The sequence below is a fragment of the Haloarcula sp. R1-2 genome (assembly GCF_011627385.1).
Lineage (GTDB): Archaea > Halobacteriota > Halobacteria > Halobacteriales > Haloarculaceae > Haloarcula > Haloarcula marismortui.
The window spans coordinates 90,299-116,796 of the sequence record NZ_JAANTG010000001.1; the positions used below are offsets into that span (position 1 = coordinate 90,299).

The 26,498-nt window shown below is 63.7% G+C and carries 28 protein-coding genes; 12 read left to right on the forward strand and 16 right to left on the reverse strand.

The window, feature by feature from the left end; genetic code table 11:
* Nucleotides 1–41 precede the first annotated feature (41 nt).
* Complete coding sequence (locus G9C82_RS00465; protein WP_127013086.1) at nucleotides 42–1,763, reverse strand: hypothetical protein; 1,722 nt, start codon at nucleotides 1,761–1,763, stop codon at nucleotides 42–44.
* The gene (locus G9C82_RS00470; RefSeq protein ID WP_121303187.1) at nucleotides 1,760–3,040 is read right to left on the reverse strand and encodes a Single-stranded DNA binding protein; all 1,281 of its coding nucleotides are present in this window, start codon (nucleotides 3,038–3,040) and stop codon (nucleotides 1,760–1,762) included. Before G9C82_RS00470 ends, G9C82_RS00465 begins: the two co-directional genes overlap by 4 nt.
* Before the next feature lie 243 nt (nucleotides 3,041–3,283).
* Between G9C82_RS00470 and G9C82_RS00475 the strand changes: the two genes are divergently transcribed.
* Both G9C82_RS00475 and G9C82_RS00480 read left to right on the forward strand, forming a co-directional pair.
* Entirely contained in the window at nucleotides 3,284–3,742 is a 459-nt protein-coding gene (locus tag G9C82_RS00475) for a hypothetical protein (protein ID WP_007190139.1), read from the forward strand.
* Between the two features lie 44 nt (nucleotides 3,743–3,786).
* On the forward strand, nucleotides 3,787–4,446 hold the full coding sequence (locus G9C82_RS00480; protein ID WP_004960917.1) for a 2,5-diamino-6-(ribosylamino)-4(3H)-pyrimidinone 5'-phosphate reductase: 660 nt from the start codon (nucleotides 3,787–3,789) through the stop codon (nucleotides 4,444–4,446).
* A 16-nt stretch (nucleotides 4,447–4,462) separates the two neighbouring features.
* On the opposite strand, the gene G9C82_RS00485 is transcribed toward G9C82_RS00480, so the two are convergent.
* Both G9C82_RS00485 and G9C82_RS00490 read right to left on the reverse strand, forming a co-directional pair.
* Entirely contained in the window at nucleotides 4,463–4,750 is a 288-nt protein-coding gene (locus G9C82_RS00485) for a hypothetical protein (RefSeq protein WP_127013087.1), read from the reverse strand.
* A gap of 62 nt (nucleotides 4,751–4,812) precedes the next feature.
* On the reverse strand, nucleotides 4,813–5,862 hold the full coding sequence (locus G9C82_RS00490) for an NAD(P)/FAD-dependent oxidoreductase (protein ID WP_127013088.1): 1,050 nt from the start codon (nucleotides 5,860–5,862) through the stop codon (nucleotides 4,813–4,815).
* A 101-nt stretch (nucleotides 5,863–5,963) separates the two neighbouring features.
* On the opposite strand from G9C82_RS00490, the gene G9C82_RS00495 reads away from it, so the two are divergent.
* From G9C82_RS00495 to G9C82_RS00505, 3 genes are all read left to right on the forward strand, one after another.
* Complete coding sequence (locus G9C82_RS00495; protein ID WP_004960922.1) at nucleotides 5,964–6,248, forward strand: DUF357 domain-containing protein; 285 nt, start codon at nucleotides 5,964–5,966, stop codon at nucleotides 6,246–6,248.
* Between the two features lie 658 nt (nucleotides 6,249–6,906).
* Complete coding sequence (locus G9C82_RS00500; protein WP_007190141.1) at nucleotides 6,907–7,875, forward strand: transcription initiation factor IIB family protein; 969 nt, start codon at nucleotides 6,907–6,909, stop codon at nucleotides 7,873–7,875.
* Between the two features lie 73 nt (nucleotides 7,876–7,948).
* Nucleotides 7,949–8,128, forward strand: a complete 180-nt coding sequence (locus G9C82_RS00505; protein WP_004515550.1) for a hypothetical protein — start codon at nucleotides 7,949–7,951, stop codon at nucleotides 8,126–8,128.
* Here the strand turns inward: G9C82_RS00505 and G9C82_RS00510 are convergent, their stop codons facing one another.
* From G9C82_RS00510 to G9C82_RS00530, 5 genes are all read right to left on the reverse strand, one after another.
* A complete protein-coding gene (locus tag G9C82_RS00510; protein ID WP_007190142.1) occupies nucleotides 8,129–8,533 on the reverse strand; it encodes a translation initiation factor IF-2 subunit beta in 405 nt (134 codons plus the stop codon).
* Nucleotides 8,534–8,585: 52 nt separating this feature from the next.
* A complete protein-coding gene (locus tag G9C82_RS00515; RefSeq protein ID WP_164734731.1) occupies nucleotides 8,586–8,759 on the reverse strand; it encodes a hypothetical protein in 174 nt (57 codons plus the stop codon).
* A 198-nt stretch (nucleotides 8,760–8,957) separates the two neighbouring features.
* Entirely contained in the window at nucleotides 8,958–9,701 is a 744-nt protein-coding gene (thyX, locus tag G9C82_RS00520; protein ID WP_007190143.1) for an FAD-dependent thymidylate synthase, read from the reverse strand.
* Nucleotides 9,702–9,784: 83 nt separating this feature from the next.
* Nucleotides 9,785–10,444, reverse strand: coding sequence for an ATPase domain-containing protein (locus G9C82_RS00525; RefSeq protein ID WP_007190144.1), 660 nt, complete (start codon nucleotides 10,442–10,444; stop codon nucleotides 9,785–9,787).
* Between the two features lie 10 nt (nucleotides 10,445–10,454).
* Nucleotides 10,455–11,039 (reverse strand): response regulator transcription factor, encoded by a 585-nt coding sequence (locus tag G9C82_RS00530; RefSeq protein ID WP_007190145.1) that lies wholly within the window; start codon nucleotides 11,037–11,039, stop codon nucleotides 10,455–10,457.
* Nucleotides 11,040–11,161: 122 nt separating this feature from the next.
* Between G9C82_RS00530 and G9C82_RS00535 the strand changes: the two genes are divergently transcribed.
* Nucleotides 11,162–11,737, forward strand: coding sequence for an MBL fold metallo-hydrolase (locus G9C82_RS00535; protein ID WP_004960962.1), 576 nt, complete (start codon nucleotides 11,162–11,164; stop codon nucleotides 11,735–11,737).
* 23 nt (nucleotides 11,738–11,760) lie between these two features.
* Here the strand turns inward: G9C82_RS00535 and G9C82_RS00540 are convergent, their stop codons facing one another.
* Together G9C82_RS00540 and G9C82_RS00545 are read right to left on the reverse strand one after the other, a co-directional pair.
* Complete coding sequence (locus G9C82_RS00540) at nucleotides 11,761–12,585, reverse strand: hypothetical protein (RefSeq protein WP_004960965.1); 825 nt, start codon at nucleotides 12,583–12,585, stop codon at nucleotides 11,761–11,763.
* A complete protein-coding gene (locus G9C82_RS00545; protein ID WP_004960968.1) occupies nucleotides 12,582–12,905 on the reverse strand; it encodes a DUF5827 family protein in 324 nt (107 codons plus the stop codon). Before G9C82_RS00545 ends, G9C82_RS00540 begins: the two co-directional genes overlap by 4 nt.
* 27 nt (nucleotides 12,906–12,932) lie before the next feature.
* On the opposite strand from G9C82_RS00545, the gene G9C82_RS00550 reads away from it, so the two are divergent.
* The 3 genes from G9C82_RS00550 to G9C82_RS00560 all read left to right on the forward strand — a co-directional run bounded on the left by G9C82_RS00550 (nucleotide 12,933) and on the right by G9C82_RS00560 (nucleotide 17,390).
* On the forward strand, nucleotides 12,933–14,690 hold the full coding sequence (locus G9C82_RS00550) for a histidine kinase N-terminal 7TM domain-containing protein (protein WP_127013089.1): 1,758 nt from the start codon (nucleotides 12,933–12,935) through the stop codon (nucleotides 14,688–14,690).
* A gap of 41 nt (nucleotides 14,691–14,731) precedes the next feature.
* A complete protein-coding gene (locus G9C82_RS00555) occupies nucleotides 14,732–16,891 on the forward strand; it encodes a glycoside hydrolase family 3 protein (protein WP_127013090.1) in 2,160 nt (719 codons plus the stop codon).
* Nucleotides 16,892–17,000: 109 nt separating this feature from the next.
* Nucleotides 17,001–17,390 carry a thioredoxin family protein gene (locus G9C82_RS00560; RefSeq protein WP_007190149.1) on the forward strand — a complete coding sequence of 130 codons (390 nt, stop codon included), beginning with the start codon at nucleotides 17,001–17,003 and terminating at the stop codon, nucleotides 17,388–17,390.
* A 2-nt stretch (nucleotides 17,391–17,392) separates the two neighbouring features.
* On the opposite strand, the gene G9C82_RS00565 is transcribed toward G9C82_RS00560, so the two are convergent.
* Together G9C82_RS00565 and G9C82_RS00570 are read right to left on the reverse strand one after the other, a co-directional pair.
* Nucleotides 17,393–19,546 (reverse strand): thioredoxin domain-containing protein, encoded by a 2,154-nt coding sequence (locus G9C82_RS00565; protein WP_127013091.1) that lies wholly within the window; start codon nucleotides 19,544–19,546, stop codon nucleotides 17,393–17,395.
* 54 nt (nucleotides 19,547–19,600) lie between these two features.
* Nucleotides 19,601–19,864, reverse strand: a complete 264-nt coding sequence (locus G9C82_RS00570) for a hypothetical protein (protein WP_004960980.1) — start codon at nucleotides 19,862–19,864, stop codon at nucleotides 19,601–19,603.
* A 152-nt stretch (nucleotides 19,865–20,016) separates the two neighbouring features.
* Between G9C82_RS00570 and purD the strand changes: the two genes are divergently transcribed.
* Genes purD through G9C82_RS00585 form a run of 3 tightly spaced genes read left to right on the forward strand, consistent with a single transcriptional unit; the run spans nucleotide 20,017 to nucleotide 23,493 of the window.
* On the forward strand, nucleotides 20,017–21,369 hold the full coding sequence (purD, locus tag G9C82_RS00575; protein ID WP_127013092.1) for a phosphoribosylamine--glycine ligase: 1,353 nt from the start codon (nucleotides 20,017–20,019) through the stop codon (nucleotides 21,367–21,369).
* A gap of 58 nt (nucleotides 21,370–21,427) precedes the next feature.
* On the forward strand, nucleotides 21,428–22,924 hold the full coding sequence (locus G9C82_RS00580) for a TrkH family potassium uptake protein (RefSeq protein ID WP_127013093.1): 1,497 nt from the start codon (nucleotides 21,428–21,430) through the stop codon (nucleotides 22,922–22,924).
* 20 nt (nucleotides 22,925–22,944) lie between these two features.
* On the forward strand, nucleotides 22,945–23,493 hold the full coding sequence (locus tag G9C82_RS00585; RefSeq protein WP_174789849.1) for a DapH/DapD/GlmU-related protein: 549 nt from the start codon (nucleotides 22,945–22,947) through the stop codon (nucleotides 23,491–23,493).
* A gap of 6 nt (nucleotides 23,494–23,499) precedes the next feature.
* Here G9C82_RS00585 and G9C82_RS00590 read toward each other — a convergent pair whose 3' ends face one another.
* The 3 genes from G9C82_RS00590 to G9C82_RS00600 all read right to left on the reverse strand — a co-directional run bounded on the left by G9C82_RS00590 (nucleotide 23,500) and on the right by G9C82_RS00600 (nucleotide 26,498).
* A complete protein-coding gene (locus tag G9C82_RS00590; RefSeq protein WP_004960988.1) occupies nucleotides 23,500–24,294 on the reverse strand; it encodes a mechanosensitive ion channel domain-containing protein in 795 nt (264 codons plus the stop codon).
* A 2-nt stretch (nucleotides 24,295–24,296) separates the two neighbouring features.
* A complete protein-coding gene (gene dacZ / locus G9C82_RS00595; RefSeq protein WP_127013095.1) occupies nucleotides 24,297–25,106 on the reverse strand; it encodes a diadenylate cyclase DacZ in 810 nt (269 codons plus the stop codon).
* Between the two features lie 72 nt (nucleotides 25,107–25,178).
* Complete coding sequence (locus G9C82_RS00600; RefSeq protein ID WP_127013096.1) at nucleotides 25,179–26,498, reverse strand: cobyrinic acid a,c-diamide synthase; 1,320 nt, start codon at nucleotides 26,496–26,498, stop codon at nucleotides 25,179–25,181.

Below are 26,498 nucleotides of genomic sequence, written 5' to 3' on the forward strand. Positions count from 1 at the left end.
CGGTTGGGTCGCAGGGGAGAAAAGGACCGCGGCTCGGTGCGTCAGATGGGTGTGAGCTTGCCGTCCTCGGGCTCGTAGCAGCGTCCGCCCATCAACGCGTCTTGGATGGCGTCCTCGACGGCATCGGCGTCCGCGCCGTGGCGGCTCACGACCGTCGAGCGGAGTTCCTCGCGGTCGGCCCCACTGCCGTCGTCGAGGTCATCCATGACCGCCATGACGGCGTCTTCGAGGTCCACGTCCTCGGTAGGCGCGTCCTCGCTCGCCGACTCGTCTGGTGTGGTCTCGTCGGCTGCGGCGTCGGTCGCTGTTTCGGGCGTCTCGGCGGGTGCGTCGCTTGTGGCCGCGTCAGCGGTCGGCTCAGGGGACTCATCGCCGGCCGGTGCACCGGGCGAACCGGGTGCGGGCTCGGCGTCGGCGGCGTCTGCGGGCGCGCCCTCCTGGGCCGCGTCGGCCAGTTCTTCGTGGTCCGGCGTCTCGATGTCGGCCTCGCCGGGCTCATCCACTTCTGTCCCGCTCTGGAAGTCAGTGCCGTACTCCTGTTCGATTTCCTCGCGTTCGTCCTCGTCCAGTTCGAACTCGGTGTCGAAGTCGCCGAGGTCACCGCCGTCGTCGGGTTCGGACGACGACTCCGGTTCGTCCTGTCCCATCGCGTCGGCGTCGGTCACCGGATCACTCGACACCGGTGGTCCGTCCACGGGCTCGCTCTGTTCAGGCGTCGAGGACACGTCCTCACCCACGGACTCACCCGGCGTGGTTTCGTCGGCTGCGGCGTCGGTCGCTGTCTCGGGCGTCTCGACGGGTGCGTCACTCGTGGCCGCGCCGGCGTCTGGCTCTGTCGACTCGTCGCCGGCCGGTGCGCCGGGCGAACCGGGCGCGGGTTCGGCGTCGGCAGCGTCTGCGGGCGCACCTTTTTCCGCCGCGTCGGCCACCTCTTCGTCTGTCGTCGGCTCAGTAGCGCCGGAGTCGGTTGCCGTCGCGTCTCCCTCTGCGTCCTCAGTCGCCGTCTCCGGGGTGGAAACGTCAGTATCGAGGTCGAGAGAGGCAAGGAGCGGAATCGGGTCGTCGGTCCCGTCGTCTGGTGACAACGACAGCCCTTGCGCCTCGTCCGTGTCGCCGGCGACGACGCGAGCGGCGTCGAGCGCCGTCGTCCGGAGCGCGTCGAGGTAGTCGCCGGTCGTGCCGTAGTGGTCCAGCGCGAGCGTGATGCCGGCCGCGGCGCTCTCGTCGATGCCCCGGTCGAGTAACGCAAGGCGGAGTTCGTCGCCGGCTAAACCGGCCTGTTTCGCGCTGGCCATCTGTCCGACGCGCGAGACGGTCTGCTCGGCGGCCTGAACGACCCAACGGTCCCGCGTATCCGCGTCAACCTCGCTGATGCTCTCGGGTCGCACCGAAGTGAACACCCGGTCGCTGTCGTCGGGCTGGAAGGTGCGAGCCTTGCCCGTGACGGCGACGAACATCGGCGGGTCAGCGGCTTCGAGGAAGGCCAGTTCGTCGGGCTGATACTGACCAGCGTAGATGACGAACGGGCCGGTCGGGTCCACGACGCGAGCGCGCAACACGTCGTCGTTGACCTGTTCGAGTTCGGTGAGAACGCCAACGAGGAACAGCCGGTTGACCCGCGCGCCGGTCGGCGTGACGACGTAGTTCGGGGCCCGTTCCTCGTCGGATTCGGAGTACGAGAAGTCGGCGTCATCGAACTCCGCGGCGAACAGTCGATGGGCGACCTCCCGGCGGCCGGGGCCGCTATCTCCGGATTCGCTCATGTGTCTGCCTCCTGCAGCAAGGCCTGCGCACGCGTCGCCGGGTCGTCGTCGGCCTCGGCGAAGGTCGAGGCAGTGAGGTTCGCGCCGTACTCGTCGACCGACAGCGACCCGCGGACGACGTACTCGCGGCCGACGATGCGGTCGCTGATGCGCTCGGCGACGACCTCTTTATCCATCGCATCGCGGGCGTGCTCGCGGGCGTCGTCGAGGTCGCCACCGTACACGCGGGCGGTGAGTTCGTCATCGAGCACCGCGGTGACGGTGTCGGTTCCGTCGTCGAGGATGGCCTTCGTCCGCAGGTCGTCCTCGCCTTCGACCGCACCGTGGGAGCGACACTGGCCGTTCTGGATGACGCGGCCACACTCCGGACAGCGCTCGATGAGGCCGGAGCCGTCCCGCACCTCGATGACATTGCCGGCCAGTTCCACGTCGAACAGGCCGCCGCTCTCGACGGCCTCACGGACTGACAACCGCGGTGCGTCTTCAGTGACGCCGACCGTGCGGTCCAGCGCGGTCACCGCGGAGAACTCCGAGACGTTCACCGATGGCGCACCACGGAACTCACGGACGAACGTCTCGTCGAGGCGCACGGACGCCCCTTCCTCGATTTCGTCGTGGGGCTCCCAGTCGGTGAACGGGAGCCGGCCGCTCTCGTCGCCGAGGACGCCGCTGAGAATCGTCGTCTCGCCGTCGCGGCCGTCGATGACCTTCTGTTCGCATTCCAGCACCTGCACCTCGACAGTGATGCCGCGGTCACCCGGTGCGAGGTCCTGTAGCGCGGCGCGGCCGCCGACCTCGTAGTCGATGTCGAGCGTCTCGTCGACGACTTCCGGGTCGGTGCTGTCGCCCAGATTAAGCTCCGGCTGGCCGTCCCATTCACGGACGCCGGCGTTGCCGAGCTGGACGGTCTGGCCGGGCTGGAGGTCGCCCGAGAAGCCGTCCCACGCCGTGTAGGATATCTTCCCCGTTTCGTCGGCGAGTTCACCCTCGCGGATGACGTGCTGTTCCCCGTTGTACTGGATGGACCGGCGACCCGACGTGAGCACCACGGCGGTGACTGTCACGTTCGAGTCGTCGGTCGAAACCTCGTTGATGGCCTTGCTCGACGGCGTGCTATCGCCGCCCGAGCTGCCATCGCCGTACTTCCGTCTGAGGCTTTGCTTGGCCTCGTCCATCGGGACGGAGTAGTTCACGAGGTTTTCCAGGTCGCGTGTGACCTCCTCTTTGTCAACACCGAGGTCGGAGGCGAGCTCCTCGGCATGGTCTTCAAGAGACATCGACTGACGGTTCGACGGGAGCACTCAAAAGCGTTTTCGGCCAGCCGTGCAGGGTACAGCCGTCGATACCTGTTTGAAATCGCCCAAAATTCTTATTTATGATACTGTAATCTCTCAGCATATGCTCCCTGACCGAGTTAGTGCATTTCAAACGGCCGAAAATTCCGCTACTGGCCACGTCAAGCTAACCGGACAGAAAGTTATCGCCACTGATAGCGAGTGTGGGCATAGGGGAGCCTGACCATGGGGAGCGTGTTCGGGTCGAAGCCGTCAGAGGCCCACGTCATCTGGCGGAGTGGCCGGAACAACGACGGCAAAAAGAAGTTCGATTTCGAGTATCTGGAACTGTGGGCCGCCCATTTCGGCGTCGACTTCGAGCAGTGGACCCGCGTTGACCATGACCGTGCGGACGAACCCCGCGAGCAGTTCGCCTGCGTGTTCCGCTGGTCGAAAAGCGGGGGACAGGAACTCTCCGTCGGCGACGAGGAGTGGACGATGGGCTCACAGCGCAAGCCCCGTACGTTCGTTGAAATCGACGAGGAAGGGGTGGTTCGACTCCGTGGCTGGAACAGTGAGACGACGCTTGACGTCGATGAACTGGTGCTGAAAAAGACGGTGCTAAAGCTGAAAACCGCCGATGGTACGGTAAAGAAACTCGACGTCCGGAAGCTCTCGAAGCGTCCCGAGACAACATCTTCCTGACTGTAACCCAAAAGCCGTTTGACGTGTCGCCGGCACGAACGAGTATGCACGTCGTCGTCAACGCCGCCATGAGTGTGGACGGGAAACTCTCTTCTCGCCGCCGCGAACAGATAGCTATCTCCGGCCCGGACGACTTCGACCGCGTCGACCAGCTCAGAGCCGACAGCGACGCGGTGATGGTCGGCGTCGGCACAATTCTCGCCGATGACCCTTCGCTGACCGTCGACGACGCCGACCGCCGCGCCGCTCGGGCCGAGCGTGGCGACCCCGAAAACCCCGCGCGCGTCATCGCTGACTCCCGTATCCGCACGCCGCCGGACGCCACAGTGCTTGACGGCCGCGCACAGACCTACCTCCTCGTTAGCGAAGCCGCGCCACCGGACTTCATCGAGGAGATGGAAGACGCCGGCGCGTACGTCATCGCTGCCGGTCAGGACCGGGTCGACCTCACGACGACGCTTGCAAAGCTGGAAGGCGATGGTATCGACCAGCTCATGGTCGAAGGTGGCGGCGAACTCATCTTCGGCCTGCTGGAGGAGGCGCTGGTCGACGAACTGTTCGTCTACGTTGGTCCGAAGGTTATCGGCGGCCGGGACGCGCCAACGCTGGCCGACGGCGACGGCTTCATCGAGGACTTCCCGGAGCCGGAGCTAGCCGACGTCGAACGGGTCGACGACGGCGTGGTGCTACACTGGCAGTTCTAAGAACTGGCCGACAGAATTAGTGGTCGTGGCCGGTCAGCTCGGCGAAGGACTGGCCGAAGCGCTCTTCGAACAGTTCGCCGGTTTCCTCTTCGAGCGCGACGATCTGCTCGTCTGGCTCGCCCTGCGCGTGGTGGACAGCGCTGTGAATCCGCTGGGTCATGCCGAACATCGCGATGTCGCCGACGACCTGCGGGTCCGTCTCGTCCGGTGACTCGCGGAGGATGTCCACGAGTTCGCTCGGAACTGTGAGTTCGTCGGTCTCTTCGCCGTCGTCAATAGTCAGCGTGACAGTGTCTGTTGCCATGCGGTTTACTCCGGGGGCTATCCTAAAGGGTCTGTGGATGTGAGAACGGAGAAACAGGCGCGCTAGTCGTCGGCTTCTGCGGCGGCTTCGGACTCTGCCTCTGCGGTAGCTTCGGCCTGTGCTTCGAGGTACTCGTCAGCGTCGATGGCGGCTTTACAGCCCATCCCGGCAGCGGTGACGGCCTGCTGGTAGTGGTAGTCGACCACGTCGCCGGCACCGAAGATACCGTCCACGTCGGTGGCGGTCTGGTCGCCGCCGGTGCCGCCGTGGGTCTGGATGTACCCGGTGTCGTCCAGCTTGACGCCGGTGTCTCCGAGGTAGTCGGTGTTAGGCGTGTGACCGATTGCAATAAAGACGGCACCAACGTCGAAGTCGAAGGTTTCGGTCCCGTCGGCGTCGAGCTTCTCGCTGGGATGGCCCTCGTCGTTCTGTGCGAGGGTGACGTGGTCGACGCCGTCCTCGGGGGAGCCGTGCATTTCCAGCAGCTCGGTGTTGCGCATGATCTCGATTTCGCCCTCGTCGACCTTCTGCTGGACGCGGTCGATCCAGTAGTCCTCGGCGCGGAACTCTTCGCGGCGGTGCGCGATGTAGACGGTGTCAGCGAACTTCGTGAGGAAGTGGGCCTCCTCCATGGCTGCGTCGCCGCCGCCGACGACGAGCATGTCTTCGCCACGGAAAAACGCGCCGTCGCAGGTCGCACACGTCGAGACGCCGTAGCCCATGAGTTCGTCCTCGCCGGGGACGCCCAGCGTGCGGGCGCTGGCTCCGGAGGCGGCGATGAAGGCGTCGCAGGTGTACACGTCGCCGTTTGACAGCTCTACGCGGAACGGCCGCTCGCTGTCGTCGATGTCGGCGACGATACCGTGTTCCAGCTCAGCGCCGAAGCGCTCAGCCTGCTCTTTCATATTGTTGATGAGGTCCGGCCCGGAGAGGCCCTCCGGGAAGCCGGGGAAGTTCTCGACCTCACTAGTCAGCGTGAGCTGCCCACCGGGTTCGTCGCCTTCGAGAACGAGTGGGTCGTTGTTGCTCCTGGCGGCGTAGATGGCCGCTGTCAGTCCCGCTGCGCCTGTGCCAGCGACGATGAGTCGTCGGTGTTCGACCGATTCTGTCATTAGCCAAGTTAGACTACCGGGCCGTATTTAGCTTGTGTTGTCGTGCGCCGAACGCGGGCTGGGACGACACGCTTAGGCCGCTGCCACCGTTCGCTGAGGGTATGGCTGCCGATATCGAAGAGAAGACTGACCGCTACGAAGGACTACTCGCGGAGGCACTTGATGCGGCATCAGTCGCACCCCCTGAAGGGACACCGATGCACAATGCCGCCTTGGAGTGCGAGGAGATGGCGTCAGCGTATCTTGAAGATGGGCGTCACTTCAGGGACGACGACGACCTCGTGAACGCCTTAGCGTCGTTCTCGTACGGGCACGCGTGGCTGGACGCGGGCGCACGTATCGGGCTCTTTGATGTCCCGACCGAGGGACATCTGTTCACTGTCTGAAACCGCGGCCAGATGGATCTGTGGTTGGCGCTCACAGAGAGCTGTCTGTCCGTCTAATACTATCTGTTCGAACCGCAGGTCGCTGCCCTACTGCGAAACGGCCCCTCGCTCCAGTCGCACGATGACGTTCGTTGCGGCACTTGAGTTCGGTGGCCTTGTGGTCTGGGTCGCCCCCGATTAATCGGTCGTGGGCCGCTCCAGTGACAGGGCGTCATCATCACCGTATGTATCTATCTGGTATACAACCGTAGCTAAGCTGTGTTACTCGGTAACATCGCTTTTTACATCATATCACTCCCCCACGATGTGCGGAACCACACTGTGACTCCCGCTGACCTGGTAATTTCGGGACCCACTCGCCGTTCTCGACTGAACTGGAATGACTGGAGCAAGGTGTGGGCTGGTCGTTCAGCGCTGCACCGACGGAGTCACACGGCGTTGCAGTCCCCCGATTATGCGTTATGTCCGGACGTTGGCGGCCACCGTCAACTTTATACATCCCTATATCGAGACATGCTATACCCTACCACGACGCTGTACTGCGGTTTATGCCAGAAGTCGGCGAAAGATTTATATACTTTACGGACTAACTATAGGGTAAGACAAATCCCCAACCAGTCTTAAAATTTCTGCACCCGGCAGAACAGGACTTCCAATCATGAGTGAATCAACAACGCGGACAAGCACACGAGAACGAGACGAGAAAATCACCGAGTCGACGGAACAGGAGGCTGTAGAGACCTGTCCCGAATGTAGTGGCAACGTCGTTACGGATACCGAGCACGGCGAAACAGTCTGTGAAGACTGTGGACTGGTCGTTGAGGAAGACGAGATCGACCGCGGGCCGGAATGGCGTGCGTTCAATTCCGCCGAGAAGGACCGCAAGTCCCGCGTCGGCGCGCCGACGACGAACATGATGCACGACAAGGGTCTCTCGACGAACATCGGCTGGCAGAACAAGGACGCCTACGGGCGCTCCCTCTCCAGCGAACAGCGCCAGAAGATGCAGCGGCTCCGGACCTGGAACGAACGGTTCCGGACCCGTGACTCCAAGGAGCGCAATCTCAAGCAGGCACTGGGCGAAATCGACCGTATGGCCTCTGCGCTGGGGCTCCCCCAGAACGTCCGTGAGACATCCAGCGTCATCTACCGCCGCGCACTCGGTGACGACCTCCTTCCGGGTCGCTCTATCGAGGGCGTTGCGACCGCTGCGCTGTACGCGGCCGCTCGCATGGCCGGGAACCCCCGGTCGCTGGACGAGATGGCCCGTGTCTCCCGCGTCGAAAAGATGGAGCTCACACGGACCTACCGCTACATTGTCCGGGAACTCAGTCTCGAAGTTCAGCCGGCGGACCCGGAACACTACCTCCCACGGTTCATCTCCGACCTGGACCTCAGTGAGGAGACCCAGCGACAGGCACGGGACCTCGTCGAAGGTGCTCGTCAGTCGGGGATGCTCTCCGGCAAATCGCCGGTCGGCATCGCCGCTGCGGCTGTCTACGCCGCCGCGTTGCTGACCAACGAGAAGGTCACACAGAGCCAGGTCAGCGACGTCGCTGACATCTCTGAAGTGACCATCCGAAACCGATACAAGGAACTCCTCGAAGCCGAGGACCTTCCGGCCTGACGCTCGGATGAAGGCAGACTAATGGGGAGACGACAAGGCTTTTTATCATTGGCTATGTGTGTGAGTAACATACATGGAGGAAGCGTACGTGCGATTGCTCTGTCCTGAGTGTAAGAAAGACTGGGAGTCGACGCCGACAGACTTGCCGCGACACGACACGACGTTCCACTGCCCGAACTGTCACGCGAGCCATCGGCTCGCTGTTTTCACCCGTACAGAAAACGACTTGCAGACGCTGAAAGGACTGCAGTAACTACTCGCTCGTCGCCGAGCGTGCGCCACACGCCTCACAGCGGAGCAACAGCGCACCCTGTTCCCGCTCCAGTTGCGTGTCCGGCAGTCCACACTCCGAGCAGAGCACGAACTCGTCGACGTACTCGTCGATGGACGCCTCGATACGGGTGGCATCGAATTCACCGGTCAGGCGCGCTCGACCGCTCTCGTCGATGTGGCCGCTCGTTCCGAGGTCGTTCTGGAGGAACTTCATCACGTGGTCGTCCTCGCGTCCAAGCCGGGAACACGTCGACTGGAAATTCTCGTAGACGGTGACGTTCCCCTCCTGTCGGATATCCGGGTCCGGGACCTCGAACCGCTCGCTTGTGCCATCAATCTCGGGCGTCTCTTCCATCGCCCGGTCAAGCATGTCGTCGTATTCCATACTCCTACGTCACAGAGCAGCCAACAAAAACTTTTCAGCCGGTGGTCGTCCGTTATCGCCAGGCTGTAAGTGTACAGGTCTCGTCCGCTACCATCGAAATCCAGGTGTCATCGTGGGCAATATCGGCGATGACGAACCGCTGCTGGCCGTCGACATCGTCGACAGTACACATCACATCAGACGCAGTTCCCGACCGACGGGTGGGACGTTCAACCTCGTAAGACACAATTGTTCATCTAGGATGTGCGGTAATGAATGTGTCGTACTCGTTTCGTCTTTTGATACTCTGAAACCCGGCCGTTTATGCAACAAAACGACTTGTGTCTTGCTATTGCCGTTGTGAGTATCAAGGTCGATTCAACAATTGTCGATGGTCGTAGCCGGAGACAGTCGCTCTGAACCGCCGAGAGAAGTGCCGGACCTGTCAGGGGGCGAGCCGGTTCTTGCGCCCCTTCATCTCCTGTTCGTAGTACTCGAAGGTCTTGGGACACCAGTCGGCCGCCAACTCGAGCATCTCCTCGGTCATCTCTCGGATCTCCCACTGTGCGTCCGCCGCGGCTCGCATATCCGCGACGTGCATCAGCATTCGGGCGTTCATCGACATCACGATGTTCACCTTGGTGCCGATTGGCAGTACGAACCGGGCGTCTTCCGGCGGCATTCCCAGCTCAAGCAGCTCCTGATACGATTCGACCGCCTGCTCGATGGTGTCTTTGAATATCTCCGCGCGTTCTTCGAACTCTTCGTCGGAGACGCTTGCCTTCTGCTGGTTCCGGCCGATCCAGTCCGGATCCGTCGCAGACGGCGGCGTCACGACCAGTTCACCCTCGCGGACGGCTTCGGGGTCCACGTCGTCGAAGGAGACGTACCGCATCGACTGCACATCGAATGAGACGTGTCGGTGACGGGTGATCTGGGCCATACAGGAGCGGGAAACGCCTTCGACGGCGAAAGTCGCCTGCGCGTGTTCGAAGGGGCCGAAGTGGCCGTGGTCGAGGAGATGCCCGATGAGCGTCTCCTTTTTTTCCTCAAGGGAGTCTCCGTCGACCTCAGCCATCGTCGCTTCGAACGACTGGCTGCCGACGGAGGTGTCGCTGTAGTCGTTGCGTGCTGCCTTGCAGATAAGATCCTCGGGGTCGTCTGTCGCTTCGAGCAGCTTGACGTCCATATCGGGTGGGTGTCCCGGAGCGGCAAAATACTTCCTTCCCGGACCGACACGGCGTTTCGGACTGCCCGTGGATGGCTCCGTACTCAGATGTCCTGCCAGTCGGTCGGCTCGCCGGACAGCCCGAGTACGCGGGCCTCGCGGCCGCCGCCCTCGGCGTCGCGCACGTCGATCATCCCGTCGAACGCCTGCTTGATGACCTGCAGGGTCTGGTCGTCGTGGGCTCCCGAGTCGATGGTAAACACGCCGATGTAGCCAGCAGAGTCCAGCCGTGAGGACAGCACGTGACAGAACTTGAACACGGTCTTCTTGTCCGTGTAGGTCAGCATTGTCGACAGCGAGACGAGGGCGAGACGGCCCTGTTCGTTGCCGGCGTTGTGCAGCCCCTCAAGCGCCTTTGTGATACCGATACCGATGCCGGTGAGATCACCGGGCGAAGAGACGTGATGCGCGTGAGCGTTACCGATTACCTCCTCGTCCGTGCCACTCTCCCCCCGGCAGTCGATGACACCGAGTTGTGAGTCGTCGAGGTCGGGAACGAGCGAACGGAACTCTTCGACGACGCTACCCGCGCCGTCACCGGTCGTCACGACCACCGCGCCGTCACCTCTGTCCAACCCGTCGGCGAGAATATCGTATGCGAGTCGTTCCTTCCCGCTCATTGCTGGGCCGGATATCAGGATGCTTGACCCTGGCCGGACCTCACTGAGCGCATCGAACTCTAGTACTGAGGTGAGATCATACATTGTTTGTCGCTCAGTTGTCTTCATCGTCGCTCAGTCCGCGAAGCGTTGCGATGAAATCGGAGTCGTCTTCGATGCCACCAAGTGTATCTGAGAGGTCGTCTCGCATCTCCGCGATTCGCTGGCTCAGCTCGTCGTACTGACTGCTTTCTGCCAGTTCCGCGCTCGACTTTGTCGCTTCGAGCGTCGCCTGCTTCTCGACGAGTGCGTAATACTCCTGCAGCAGCGAGTCGTATTCGGAGCGGTCGAGCAGATTGTCGACCGTCTCATGTAGCTGTTCGCTCCGGATCGGCTTCGAGAGGTATGCGTCAAAGCCCATCTCAAGAATATCGAAGTCCGGTTCGACAGCGGTGACCATTGCCACCCGACAGCCAAGATCACGCTCGCGAATGCGCTCAAGCACTTCGTCTCCAGAAAGTCCGGGCATCATCCGGTCGAGCAGCACCACATCGACATCCGCGTCCAGTTGCTCCAGGCCCTCGTCGCCGTTCTGTGCCATGCGGACCTCGTACTCCTGTTGCAGCCACAGTTTGTACGTCTCGGCAACATCTGGTTCATCTTCGACGATAAGCACCACAGGTAGGTCCGAATCTGACATAATGTTCTACTATCCCTCGTTTGCATATCCACGTACATAGCCCTGTGGGTGCGGGCGTGCAGCGCGTCTCGACCGGTAACAGAACGATACCCACATCCGGGACGACGGCAAATAGGCGGGTAATGATTCGAAATCTCGCCCGTGGGCAACAGGCCTTCACGAGCAACGTGTTCCTCGTCACTGGGGACCGAACTGTGCTGGTGGACGTCGGCAACGAATTCGACGTGGTGTCGACTGTCGAAGAGCACGTCGACGATATCGACGCTGTCGCCGTCACCCACACCCACTACGACCACGTCGAGAACCTCGACAGCGTCGTCGACGCCTTCGACGTACCGGTGTACGGCTACGATACGGATCAGGATGGCGTCGAGTACGCTATCGCCGACGATGAGACGATACAGCTAGGTGACCACGACTACCGGGCGCTGCACACGCCCGGCCACAAGAACGACCATCTCTGCTTCTACTCGGACGACGCCGGCGTCCTGTTCGCCGGCGACCTCGTGTTCGCCAACGGGAGCTTCGGCCGGACCGACCTCGACGAAGGCAACCGGGACCTGCTCGTCGACAGCATCGAGCGGGTGCTGTCGGTCACCGACGAGGACTTACAGGAGATGCACACCGGTCACGGACCCAGCATCACCGACGCGCCGTACCAGGACATCGAACTGGCGCTGCAGGCCGCGAAGTTCTGAGATCGCGGGACAGCGCACAGCTTTTAGTCGAACGCACAGGCCAGCAAGGCGTCGTAGGCGTGGTCGTACGCATCGGCGACAGCCGCCGGGTCACTGCGCTGCTCGCTGTCGAGCGCGGGGAGCCGTACTGCCGCGACCTGTTCGATGAGGTCGACGACGTTCGGCACTCGTTCCTCCAGTTGCCCGTCGCCGGGACCACCGGTGGCGATCTGACAGGCCTTGCTGTATCGGTCGCCGTCGTAGATGCGGGCTCGGCCGGGTTCGACGACGGCCACGGCATCTGGTTCGATACCTGACAGCGGCCGAGCCACATCGCCGTAGGATTCGATGACTGCCCGGTCCGTCGCTTCGATATCCGCGGCGACCGACTCCAGCGCCTCGACGTGCATCACCCGCATCAGGTCGTTGAAATCGGCGATCGAGGTTACTCGTGGCGCATCGGCAAGCGGGAGTCGCTCGGCAACGGACTCCGGAATGTCGACAGTCCCGTTGACGACATACTCGACGCCCGTTTCCGTACTCGGGCGGCCGACCCGGTCCACGACGAACTGCTGGTTTTCTTTCCCGAGCAGGCCCGTCTCGGCTCCCGGTGAGGGGTGCCAGAGGCGGTGAATCGGATTGATCTCTTCCGGTGCGACATCGCTCGGTGACGCGGCCGCGAGGCGCTTGGCGTCCTTGCCGTACAGCCGCCCCTCGTTTGTCGCTCGCTGATAGTCGTCGTGGTCGAACCAGTAGTTGTTGCCCGCTCTGGGCTTGAACCCCTGAGCGCTGGTCCGTTCGAGCAGGCCGACGCTGAACGTGGTCTTGCCCGCGTCGACCCGGTCACTGCCGGCAACGAGGAGCTTCATGACTCAGCGAGGCCGTACAGCCCGACAACATCATCGTCCTGCGGGTCGGCGATCACGAGGTCGTCCTGATTGAAGATCATCCACGGGATCGCCCAGTCGATGAACACGGACTCGTTGGCCTCATTAAGTTGGGCATCTGCCGGGAGGCCCTGCAGCAGGCGGGCGATTTCCGGGATGGTGTACAGTTTGTCGGGGTCGAGAATGTCCGCGGGCTCGTGGAGCTCGAACGACAGTATCTCGTCGAACTCCTGCTTGTCGACAGGCATACCCGCCGGTATGCCGAGCGAGTGTGTAAACCCCTCGAACTGGGCGGAACCCATTTACTTGCTGGGCCGGATTATACGGTAATGGCCACGCTGCTCGTTGCGTACGCCTTTCTCCTGCTGGCTGTGGCCGTTGTCCTCGGGACGCTGTCGGTGTACGCATGGGGGCGGCGCGACTACAGCGGCGGGACCGCACTCGCGGTTCTGCTCGCCGGCCTCTCGATATGGGACCTCTGTGCTGCGGCCGGTGTTCTGACACGCGGAACCGAGTTGGCGCTGCTTTTCGCGTACGGCGTGTTCGTCGGTGTGATGCCCGCGATGGCCGGCCTGTTCGCATTTGCGCTGGCCTACACCGACCGCGACCGCTATCTCAGCCGGCGGACCGTCGCGCTACTGACTGTCGAACCCATCGTGTTCTTTGCTGCACTGTTTGTCGGCCCCGACGGCGCGATATACAGTATCTCTGGCCCGACAGACGCTGCTATGTACGGCTGGGAAATCACCGGCGGGCCTGTTTTCTGGGGTCATCTGGTGTACTCCTACGCACTTATCGCCGTGTCAAGTGCGCTCATCATCCACTACGCACTCGTTTCCGGCGGTCTGTACCGGAAGCAGGTGTACGCCGTCCTGCTGGCCATCGGCCTCCCGTGGTTCGGGAGCGTCCTCAGCATCTTCGGCGACACCAGCATCGAACTCACACCGCTGTTGCTGGCGGGCACTGGGCTCACCCTCTCGTGGGCGTTCTTCAGGGGGCGATTGCTGGACATCTCACCGGTCGCCTATCGAGAGGTCGTCGAGTCGCTCAACAGCGCCGTGTTCGTCGTCGACACGAACAGCAAGATAATCGAGGCCAATGACGCCGGCCGCCAGCTACTTCGAGAGGAGACTATCGTCGGCCAATCCGTCGAGGACGCGCTCGAAACGTCGCCCGAGCTACTGGAAAAGTACCGCGGTCTGAACGACGACGCCAAGGAAACACAGGCCGTTATCGAGCAGCGCGACCGGTTTTTCGATGTCCAGCTCACCCCGCTGTATGACTCCCGCGACACACTGGTCGGGCGCGTGTTTCTCGTCCACGAAATCACCGAACAAAAGCAGCGGGAGCGAGAACTCGAACGCCGGAACCAGCAGCTCGACCAGTTCGCCGCCGTCCTCTCACACGACCTTCGGAACCCACTGAGCGTGGCTTCGGGGCGACTGGCACTGGCCCGAGAACGCAATGACCCCGAGGAGTTCGACCGCGTCGAGGAAGCCCACGAACGGATGAGCAGCCTCATCGACGAGGTGCTTGCCTTCGCTCGCGACGAGAAGACGACCGACCGAGTCGAGCTACGGCTCTCGGCGCTGGCAAAGGCGGCCTGGGCCCACGTCGACACCGGCGAGGCAACGCTGCAAATCGACGGTGACAGAGAAATTACCGGCGACCGTGACCAACTTCTACAGCTGTTCGAAAACGTGGTTCGGAACGCCGTGGAGCATGGCTCCACAGGCGGTCGACCAGGGGGCGACGACAGTACCGAGCACGGGCACAGTCGGCCGGAATCCGACAACAGCGTAGAACCGGCGGGCACAGGAGTAACGATACGTGTTGACGCCACCTCGGACGGGTTCACAATCGGCGACGACGGCCCCGGTGTCCCACCCGAGGAACGGGAGGAGATATTCACACACGGCGTTACCAGCTCCGAGTCGGGAACCGGCCTCGGACTGGCAATCGTCCAGCACGTCGTCAAATCTCACGGGTGGGCCGTCGAGATGACCGAAAGCCGGTCCGGTGGCGCGAAACTCGTTGTTTCGGGGCTCGAAACGCAGTCGGTCCAATCGCCCGAGACGCCGTCCTGACCAGTCGACACTCTAAGGCCTGCCCGGCCGTGAACTCCGGTATGGCCGATGACGACCACATTGAAGCGGTACTTGCCCGGCTGTCCCGTCCACAGAAACTCGCTCTCGTTCGCGGTGCAACCGACCCGGAGGGCACAGCGACGGGGTACCTTTCGGGTGTCGAGGAAGCCGGGATTCCGCCGTTTCGCCTCGTCGACGGGCCGCTGGGAATCCGCGCCGAGGGACAGCGTGCGACTGCCTTTCCGGCGTCAATTGCGACAGCAGCAACGTTTGACCCCGATCTGGCCCGACAACAGGGGGCGGCGATGGGCCGCGAAGCAGCGGCGCTCGGACAGGACGCGCTGCTTGCGCCCGGCGTGAACATCATCCGGGTCCCGCACTGCGGCCGCAACTTCGAGTATCTCTCCGAGGACCCAGTCCACGCCGGCGCTGTCGGGGCCGGCCTTATCGACGGCATCCAGTCCGCTGATGTCGTCGCCACAGTGAAACACTTCGTCGCCAACAACCAGGAGACACATCGCACGACCGTCAGCACCGAAGTGGATGAACGGACGCTCCGAGAGCTGTATCTTCCACCGTTCCATTCGGCTGTTGACGCTGGCGTCGGGTCGGTGATGACGGCGTACAACCGAGTGAACGGCACACACATGAGTGACCACGGGCGCCTCGTCGGCGACGTACTCAAAGGCGAGTGGGGGTTCGACGGTTACGTCGTCTCGGACTGGTACGGGCTGGAGAGCACTGTCGGCGCGGCGAACGCAGGCATGGACGTAGAGATGCCCGGGGTGGCGGCCCCCGGGGCAGCGGAAGCCGCCAACAGCGACACTGCGGATGATGCCGAGGAGTTCGAGTGGCCCGACGGCATCCCGGACGCGACCCGCGCAGGCCTGTTCGGCGACCCGCTCGTCGAAGCCATCGACAGCGGCGAGGTTCCGGCCGAACGCCTTGATGACATGGTCCGGCGGGTTCTCGGTCAGATGGACCGATTCGGGCGACTGGACGGCAGCCGTACCGCCGCCGAAGACGGTGCAAGCGACGACCAAGCGGGCGAACTCGACAGCCAGCGACACAGAGATATCGCTGCGGACGTGGCGGCCCGCGGAACGGTGTTGCTCGATAACGACGGGGTCCTGCCGCTGGCTGACGGAGCGGACGTGGCTGTCATCGGACCAAACATCGACGAGCCGAAACTGGGCGGGGGCGGCTCTTCCGAAACGACGCCGGTCCACTCGGTTACACCAGTCGCGGGAATCGAATCCCGCGCCGAGGGCGCAGTCACGACAGCGTTCGGCGTCCCGCAGATAGAGTCCGTTTCGCTGTTCGACCTCCTGCCGTTTGTCGGTGAGGACGACGATACCGACGGTACGGCAGCGGACATCGCCCAACAGGACCCGTCACTCGACGACGCTGTCGACGCGGCCGCGGCAGCCGATGTCGCCGTGGTGTTTGTCCGCGATGCGACGACGGAGGCGCGGGACCGCGATTCACTGGCGCTCCCGGGCCAGCAAGACGACCTCCTCTCGGCCGTCGCGGCCGCCAACGAGAACACTGTGGTCGTCGTCAGGTCCGGCGGCCCCGTGGAACTCCCGTGGCGCGAGGACGTGGCCGCGGTCCTCGAACAGTGGTACCCCGGGCAGGCGGACGGGGACGCAGCGGCCGCCGTCCTCTATGGTGACCGTGACCCGAGCGGTCGGCTCCCGGTCACGTTCGCCCCAGAAGGCGAGTATCCGACCGCTGGGGCCGAACGCCGCTACCCCGGTGTCGACGACGAAGTCCACTACGATGAGGGCGTCTTTATCGGCTACCGACACTTCGACGACGAAGACGCCGACCCGACCTATCCGTTCGGTCACGGCCACTCGTATGCGACGTTCGAATACGGCGATGCCGAAACCACAGGCGAGCGGACGGTCGCAGTTCCAGTCGAGAACGCCGCCGACCGGCCGGGCCGAGAAGTAATTCAGGCTTACGTCCGACCGCCGTCCGTGGACGGCGTCGACCGCCCGCGGCGCGAACTCGCCGGGTTCGAGGCTGTACAGTTAGATGCTGATGAACAGAAGACGGTAGCACTGACGCTGGACGACCTGGCGTTCTCCCGGTACGACCCGAATTCCGGCTGGACGGTCGACACCGGAACGTACACCGTCGAAATCGGCCGGTCGTCGCGAGACATTCGGACGACTGTTCCAGTCGACCGCTAGCGCGTCCAGCCCTATCCCAACTGAAATCCCGATGTATTAGCTGAAGCTCGTCTGACTCGCGGAATTCGTGGCCGGGGATTTCAAGCCCCCTGACTACATACAGCCGGTTATGAGTCAGACGCTCGAAACCATGGAGCCGAATCCGGTGTGGGTCGAAGACGCCTACGCTGACACCGTCGACGTTCTCACACGCTACGCTGACGAGTTCGAGTACAAGATCTGGGGCGGCGACTGGTGTAAGGACTGCCGGGCGCAGCTTCCCGACTTCGGGGCGGCGCTGAAAGCCGCGGGTGTCCCAGAGGGGCAGGTCCACCACTACCCCGTCGAGAAGGAAGACGACGGCTCGAAGACCGGCCCGGAGGTCGAGGCGTACGACATCGAACTCATTCCGACGGTCGTCGTCGAACACGACGGCGAGGAGATCGCCCGATTCGTCGAGGAAGAGCCGGTCCCTATTGCGGTGTATCTCGCTGACAAAATCGAAAACGCGATGGCGTAACTTTACTCCGAATCGTCGGCCGTTTCGCCCCAGTCTAACGCTGTCACGAGGTCGTGTTTCGGCGGTGAACAGGCGAAGTTCCGGCAGGCGTACACCGTCGGTCGGTCGTCGACCTGCGTGCGGCCGGCCCAGATCGGCGGCGACTCGTCCACCTCCAGTGTGTCGAGCCACTGCTCGAAACGACTTTTCTCGGCTGGCCGGTGAGCCAGCAAGCGCCGCGGGATGTACTGCTTGGCGAGGGTCTCCGTCCACTCAGTCGGGTAGTCTGACTGGTCGCCGACCAGCGTGAGCTCCAGCGCGCCCTGCTCGTAGGTGTCCGTCGCCAGCGTGAGCGAGGCGTGCTGGAGCGGGTTCGAGGAGACGCGGTCGGCGTGGGTTCGGATGACCCGCTCGGCCACGCTTTCGAAGCGGTCGTCCTCGCTGAAATGGGACAGCGACAGCAGGAGGTCGACGGCGACGCCCGTGCTCGACGGCGTCGACTGGTCGGTCAGTTCCTGGGGCCGTGCGACCAGCGATTCGCCGCCGGTCGGGGTAAAGAAGAGCGTGCCCTGCTCGTCGTCCCAGAACGCCTCCGTGATTGCCTGGCCGAGGTCCATCGCAAAGGCGAGGTGCTCGACGTCGCCGGTCGCCTCGAACAGCGTCAGCGCGCCGCGGCCGAGGAACGCGTAGTCCTCCAGATAGCCGTCAATAGCCACGTCGTCGTCCTTGTACCGGCGATTGAGTCGTCCCGCGTCGGCGTCCCACAGGTGCTTCCGAACGAACGAGAGGGCGTCGGCGGCCACGTCTGCATACTGGTCGTCGAGGACAATCGCGCCCTCAGCGAGCGTCCGAATCATCAGGCCGTTCCAGCCGGCCAGCACCTTCTCGTCGCGGGCCGGTCGCGGTCGGCTCTTTCTGGCCTCGAACGTCTCGTTTAGCGCGCGCTGGAGACTCGCCGTGATGTCATCCTCGCTCCGGTCGTACTCCTCGGCCAGCACAGCTACCGGTTTTCGGACAGCCAGCACCGTCGCGCCCTCGAAGTTGCCCCGCTCCGTGACGCCGAAGTAGTCACAGAAAACCTCGGCGTCCGTCTCGTCGTCGACAGCCTCGTGGACTTCCTCGGGCGTCCAGACGTAGAACAGCCCCTCTTCGCTGTCACCATCCGGGTCATCAGGAGGTGCGCTCTCGGCGTCTAGCGTGCTGAAAAAGCCCCCGTCGGGGTGTTGCAGCTCGCGCTGGACGAACTCGAATGTCTCCCGGACGACCGACGCGTAGCGCTCCGAGCCGATGGCCTGATAGCCGGCGAGGAAGGCCCGCGGAATCTCGGCGTTGTCGTACAGCATCTTCTCGAAGTGCGGCACGGCCCACTGCTGGTCTGTCGCGTAGCGGTGGAAGCCCCCACCAACGTGGTCGTACAGCCCCCGGTCGGCCATCACGTCCAGCGTCTCCTCGACGACGTTCAGGTAGTCTTCTTGCCCACCGTCAGCATATGCCCGCAGCAATGCGTGTAGTCGCCCGTTCTGGGGGAACTTTGGGCCGCCGGAGCCCCAGCCGCCGTCCTGCCGGTCGGCCCCGCGATGGGCGATGGTGCCGGCGGTCTGAATGATGTCCTCTGCGGGGTCCTCAGGGTCTGCCGGCGTCGCTTCGAGGTCGCTCTCGATGGCCTCGGTCCACTGCTGGGCGCGGTTCTCCATCTCCTCGCGCTGCTCGGGGTCCGACCACGAGCCTGAAAGGCGCTGGAGCAGGTCGCCAAAGCCTGGCTGCCCGCGCTTCTCCTCCGGCGGGAAGTATGTCCCGACGTAGAACGGCTCCCCCTCCGGCGTGAGCCAGGCCGATAGCGGCCAGCCACCGCCACCGGTCACCTGCTGACAGATACTCATGTACACCGAATCGAGGTCCGGCCGCTCCTCGCGGTCGACCTTTATCGGGACGAAGTTCTCGTTGAGTTGTTCGGCAATGGCCTCGTCCTCGAAGCTCTCCTCCTCCATGACGTGACACCAGTGACACGCTGCGTAACCAATCGAGAGGAAAATGGGAACGTCCCGCTCTCTGGCGGCTTCCAGGGCTGTCTCGTCCCAGGGCTGCCAGTTGACCGGATTGTCAGCGTGCTGGCGGAGATACGGGCTCTCCGCCTCGTCGAGTCGGTTTCGGGCCGTCGGGTCCGTGGCGTCGCTCATACCCGTGGCTGGGAGCGCCGCGGTGAAAAGGAACGCGACGCCGGCAGCGACGCCTCACTCGCCAGCCAGCCGGATTCCACGGGCAATGACGTACATCAGGACGACACCGGCTCCGATGGCGAGGATGAAATTACCGAGCAGGGCCAGTACTACACCCAGTACGGAGTTCTCCGCACCGAAGAACGCGATTGCATAGAGAGGGAGGCTCCCGGCAACGAACACGCCGATGAGCTTCGCGAGTGGCATGGCCTCTGAGAGTATCTGGGCCCTGTCTATCTCTCCTGTCGCGGGGTCGATGAAGGGGCGGGGAGGGGACATATCTCTGTGTGTCAGACAGTCGGGCAAAGTAGCTCCCGGTCTCCGTCCAGCGGACCTGCACACGAGCGCGCTCGACACAGAAACGACTGCCACAGTCAGCGCAAACCGGCGAAAAGACAATACTTACGTGAGAGCCCATCCGGCCTTCGGGTATGTCAGAGACAGTGCTGCTCGTGGGTGGCGGCGGCCGGGAACACGCGATTGCGCGCTCGCTCGGGAACTCGCCGGGAGAGCTGTACGCCTGTGCCGGCAACCGGAATCCGGGCATCGTCGCCCTCGCCGACGGCTTCGAGGCACTCGATACGACCAACCCGACAGCCGTGACGACCTACGCTCGCGAGGTCGACGCCACGCTGGCGGTCATCGGACCCGAGGCGGCCCTCGCCGCAGGTGTCGCCGACGCGCTGGACGACGCCGGTATCTACACATTCGGGCCACAGGAGCAGGAGGCCCGCATCGAGACGGACAAGGCGTTCCAGCGGCGGTTCATGCGGGAACACGATATCCCCGGCTGTCCGGATTTCGAGACGTTCGAGGACATGGACGCCGCCTGCGAGTACATCGACGAGTACGACGGCGACCTCGCGGTCAAGCCCGCCGGGCTGACCGGCGGTAAGGGCGTCCGCGTCATCGGCGACCAGTGCACTGCCGAGGAGGCCAAGGAGTACCTCCGGAGTTCCGACTACGACCGCGTCGTCCTCGAAGAGCGCCTCGTCGGCGAGGAGTTCACCGTGCAGGCCTTTGTCGCAAACGGGCAACTGCGCGTCACGCCAGCAGTGCAGGACCACAAGCGTGCCTACGAGGGCGACGAGGGACCAAACACCGGCGGGATGGGGAGCTACTCCGACGCCAGCCTCCACCTGCCGTTCATGGACGAGGACGACTACATGGACGCCGTCGACGTGCTCCGGGCGACCGTCGACGCGCTCGACGGCTACAAGGGCGTCCTCTACGGGCAGTTCATGCTCACCGAGACTGGGCCACGCGTCGTGGAGTTCAACGCTCGCTTTGGCGACCCCGAGGCGATGAACACGCTGCCGGTGCTCAACACGGACTTCCTCGACGTACTGACCGCCGCACGCGACGACGACCCCCTGCCACAGCTCTCCTTCCGCCCGCTGGCGACCGTCTGCAAGTACGCCGTCCCGGACGGCTACCCGACCGACCCCGACGCCGGGGCGAAGGTAACAATCGACGACGACGTCATCGCGGAGGTCGTCAACGACCACCGCAAGCAGTCCGGTGACGACCCGGAGACGGCCCCGGAGGCGCTGCTGTGCTACGCCAGCGTCGACGACCGTGAGGACGGTATCTACACGACTACCTCTCGCTCCTACGCCGTTGTCGGCCTCGCAGAAACGATTGGCGACGCGGAGGCCATCGCCGAAGAAGCGCTTCAGCGGGCCGGCACAGAGGGGCTTCGGGTCCGCCACGACATCGGTAAAGCCGATCTGGTTCAGCAGCGTATCGACCACATGAACGACATCTGCGGCGGCGCGGACTGAGCGCGTGGTGGCAGCGTCAGCGGTCACGCGCCGGAAAATCGCCGGGCGGTGAACGCCCTTGGCACTGACCACTGTCGACGTGCGGTCGTCGCTGAACGTTCTCGGTGCGATTTTGCAGTGGTTGGCCGTTCCGCTGGTGATTCCCGCACTGGTGGCTGTGTTGTACGGTGAGTCGCCGCTACCGTATCTCGTCACGATAGCGATTACGCTGGGCGTCGGCACAACGCTCGCTCGCCTCCAGCGCGAGCGCATCGACGACCGCGAGGCGTTCCTGACGGTGTCGTTGGCCTGGCTGTCCATCGCCGTGGTCGGCGCGATACCGCTGTTCCTTGAGGGGACGGGCGTGTTCGCCAGCCCGGTCAACGCCCTGTTCGAGGGAATGAGCGGCATCACGACCACGGGCGCGACGGTCATCCGGGACTTCGACGCCCACTCGCAGGCACTGTTGATGTGGCGGCAGGTCCTCCAGTGGCTCGGCGGCCTCGGCGTCCTGTTGCTCGCGACGGCCGTGCTCTCGCGGCTCTCGGTCGCCGGCGCACAGCTCATGGAGACCGAGTCCCGGACCGAGAATGTGACAAAGCTTACGCCCGGCATCGAGGATACGGCGCGCATCCTGGGATTGCTGTATCTCGGTCTGACAGCTGCTGCGGCGGCTATTCTGTTCGTGCTGGGAGTGAGCGGCTTCGCCCCGAAGATGACCCTCTTCGACGCGATTGCCCACGCGTTCACCGCCATCGCAACGGCGGGTTTTTCGCCGCGAGCCGAGAGCATCGGCGCGTTCTCCCCGGCCGTCCAGTGGGCGGTGACGCTGTTCATGATCGTCGGCGCAACGAACTTCGTCCTGCTGTACGCGCTCGTTCGGGGCGACACTGACCGACTCCGGCAGAGCGAGGAGTTCCACTTCTACGTGGGGATTCTCGGGGTCGGCACCCTGCTCATCGGCGGCCTGCTCGTGCTTGATCAGGGATTCACCGGTGGTGTCGGGGCGACGGTTCGCCACGCCGTCTTCCAGACCGCCGCCATCGTCACGACGACGGGCTACGCCTCAACGGATTTCAACACCTGGTCGGCCGGCGCAAAGAACGTCCTCTTCGTGATGATGTTCATCGGCGGGATGGCCGGGAGCACCACCTGCTCTATCAAGACGCTGCGCTGGCTCATCGTCACCAAGTCCTTCTGGCGGGACCTGAACGTTTCGGCCCACCGTTGGAGTGTCCGCCCGGTCCGACTGGGACGGGAAATCGTCGACGAGGACACCGTCCGCGACGTGTATGCGTACACGCTGGTCGCGCTGGTGTTTTTCATACTCGGTACTGTCCTGCTCGTGGCCGACGGCGAGCGGGCGGGCGCACCGATAACCGAGTTCGAGGCCCTCAGCGCCGCCGCGTCGATGTTCTTCAACATCGGTCCGGCGTTCGGGCAGGCCGGCCCCTACGGGACCTACGAGGGATTCGCTCAGTCGAGCAAGGTGCTGATGATACTGCTGATGTGGGTCGGCCGAATCGAAATCGTCCCCGTGCTGGTGATGCTGACGCCGACGTTCTGGACGCGGTGACCGCCGGCGAGCCGACGGGTTTGATTATCGCGGCCCCGTATACGACAGACGTGAGTGGTCCACGACACGACCGGCTGCGCCAGCACCCGACGCCCGGCCCGCACAATTCCCTGTTCCCGTGGCCGGACGCCAAACACCCGCTCCGGGTGATGGTCAACTACGTCGTCATCCTCGTCTGTCGCATCTCGCCGAGCCTCCGGCTGAAGAACTGGCTGCTCTCGCGACTCGGTGTCACTGTCGGCGACGGCGTCGCGTGGGGCTTGGAGTCAACGCCGGACGTGTTCTGGCCGGAACTCATCACCGTCGAGGACCACGCTATCATCGGCTACGACGCGACGCTGCTGTGTCATGAGTTCCTGCAGGATGAGTACCGCACTGGCGAAGTCGTTGTCGGCGAACGGGCCATGATTGGTGCGGGCGCGATTGTGCTTCCCGGCGTCGAAATCGGCCCGGGCGCACAGGTCGCCGCGAACTCGCTCGTGACTACCGATGTGCCGCCAGAGACGACCGTTGCTGGCGTCCCGGCCGAACCGCTGGGCGCGGACGACGAGACAACCGAAGAAGCGTAACCTCACTTAGCCGCGAATACGGACGATACCCGTGTTGAACACGCGCTTGTTCGGGATGATGTACTCCTCGCCGTCGCTCTCGATACGCGTGACGAGGATGTCGACTTCTTGCACGATGCCGCTCTGGTCACCGATGACAATTTCGTCCCCGATGCTGTATGGCTCTGTCAACAGGAGGTAAAGACCGGCTGCACCGGCCTGCAGGATGTCCTTCAGTGCCAGTCCACAGACGAACACCAGCCCGAACGCGTACGCCCCGAGGAGAATGAGCAGCGCAAGGGTTTCGACGCCCAGTTGCCCGAGTGCGATGAGTACTGCCAGATAGAAGATACTGTACTTGACGAGTTCGGGCAGGACCGTCGCCTCGGGCATCTTGACGCTGCGCAGTCGCTCGGAGACGATGAGCTTGGCCTTGTCGCCCGCGATGAGGCCGATGATGACGGCAAACAGGGCGATAAACAGGTCAGGTAGGAACGACGTGAAGCGGGCCCAGTACAGTTCCGGGTCTGTCAGTTGCGCGATGTTGAGGACGGCGGTGACCGTCGTAATGTAGATAAACAGCGCCGCCAGGTTCGAGACGATGCCGACAGTTGATGTGCCGAGTCCTCGCGCCGTCCGCTCGAACGGTGTCCCCTCAACTGCCTCTGGCACACCGAGTTCGCGCATGAACCGCCGGGACGAGCGCCAGACGAGATAGCCGAGCACGATGCCAAACGCCAGTACCACGAGCGAAAAGACGAACGTTCCCTGTGGCGAGAACACCTGCCGGATGATGGTTGCCCAGTCGAAACCAAACTGCATCCTCAGTACTCCTCGGGATCGATCTCGAGGACTAACTCCCCGCCTTTGAACGCCCGTACGAGCCCGTCACTCTCGGAGAGAACGATAGCCGTCGCCATGGTGTCACGGGTGACCGCGCCGGCCGCCATGTGCCGGGCCCCGAGGCCCTTGGGGATGTCGACCCCCTCCGCGGAGGGTTCGAGATACCGGTATGCGGAGACAATCTTGCCGGCGTCGGAGATGACGAACGCGCCGTCGAGCCGCGAGAACTCCTTGAGCATCACGTTGACAATGGGGTCGCCGACGTGGACGTGGGACTTCTCGAAAGGGTTGTACGACAGCGGCCGGGACTTGTTCATCACCTTGCCGGCGTCGCCGACGACGAACAGAGCGCCGACAGGCTTGCCCTTCTGGCCTTTCTTCCCCAGTTCGATGGCGACCTCGAAGACATCACGGACGACACTTGCGTCCGCCCGCGAGTTGACGAACATGTCGTACACGCCGGAGGGTGAGAAATCGTTGGTCTGGACCCGCACGAGCGTGTTCTCGGCCCCGTCCAGCACCTCGGTCACACAGAGCACTTCGTCGCCCTCGTCGACGATGCCCTGCTCCAGTGCGCCCTCGATACCGAAGCGGAGGCGGCCTTCAACGTCGGTGAAATCGATCGGTAGCTCGACAAACGGTTCCGCATCGAGAGTGTTCTCCGGGCCGACAACGACGATTTCTTCGTCGACGTCGTCGAACTCCTCGAAAAACGACGCGTTCGGGGAAAACAGGAACACGGCGTCGACGTCTGCGACCAGGTCTCCGAGTAGGTCGCGCAACTCGTTCATTATCAGAACGACGCTGTCTGTCGAAAAAAAGGTTGCGGGCAGTCAGCCACGCGTCCGACGGCGGGCCGTACGTCAGATATCCTTCGAAGGCACTGCAAGCAGACGGTCGAACGCGCCACTTTCGCCGTGGCAATGACAGTACGTCCCGATGGTGCTGTATTCTGTGAGGCCGTCGTGTTCGCCGTCGATACCGTCGCCCCGAACCATGTCGAAAGCGAACGACGCATCGCTGCTGAGGGTCGCTGCAGAGTAGTGGAACTCGTGTCCGCGGCGGTGCGCCCCCGACGTGGCCGCAACGGTGTCCGCCCGTGCCTCTAGCTCCACGTGGTCGAGCGCCTGATACCGGTCCTGCATCTCGATGTCTGCGGGGAGAACACCGGCCATCTCGTAGGTGTCGCCGTCGGTCGTCGTCAGCGACTCCGACAGCGCCATCAGCCCGCCACACTCGCCGTAGACGGGGACGCCGTCGGCGGCACGACGGGCTATCTCGTCGAGTGTCCCGCCGGTTTCGAGCGACTCGCCGTGGAGTTCTGGATAGCCGCCGGGCAGATATATCGCATCGGCATCAGGCACTGAGTCACCGGCGACCGGCGAGAACGGCTCGACGGACGCCTCAGACCGGAGTCGTTCGAGTACTGAGGGGTAGATGAAACAGAACGCGCTGTCCTGTGCAACGGCGACCCGGCGGTCAGTCGGCGAGTCGCCAGTATTTCGCTCCGTAGTCGCGACTTCCGGTGGTGCCCGTGCTGTTTCGACCAGCCGCTCGATATCGATGGTCTCTGCCGCTGTCGAGAGTGCGTCACGGTCGAGCCCGGCCTCTGAGCCCATATGTAGCCCCAGATGGCGGTCGGGAATCTCAAGGTCTGACATCGGCGGAATTCGACCGAAGTACGTAAGATCCTCGGGAAGCGCGTCCCTGATACCGTCGGCGTGCCGGCCGCCGTGGGCGCGCTGTGCGAGGATGCCGGCCACCTCGATGTCGACACCGATGCGGTCGGCGTACTGTGCGAACCCGAGCGCTGTCGCGGCGACGCTCTCCATGCCAGCCTTCGCGTCTACGACCAGAACAACTGGGAGGTCCAGCCCCTCGGCGACCGCTGCCGTCGATGTCTTCGTCCCGTCGTAGAGCCCCATCACGCCCTCCACGACGCAGATATCGCCCGCACCGCGCCAGTAGGTCCGGCGCATCCCGTCCTCGCCCGCAAGCCAGGGGTCGAGCGTCCGCGACGGCGTGTCGACGAGTGCTTCGTGATGACTCGGGTCGATGAAGTCCGGGCCAGCCTTGGCCGGCTGGGGCTGATACCCGGCGTCTTCGAGCGCTGTCAAGGTCGCCAGCGTGGCAACGGTCTTGCCGACGCCGGAGCTTGTGCCGGCGAGAACGAACCCCTCCAT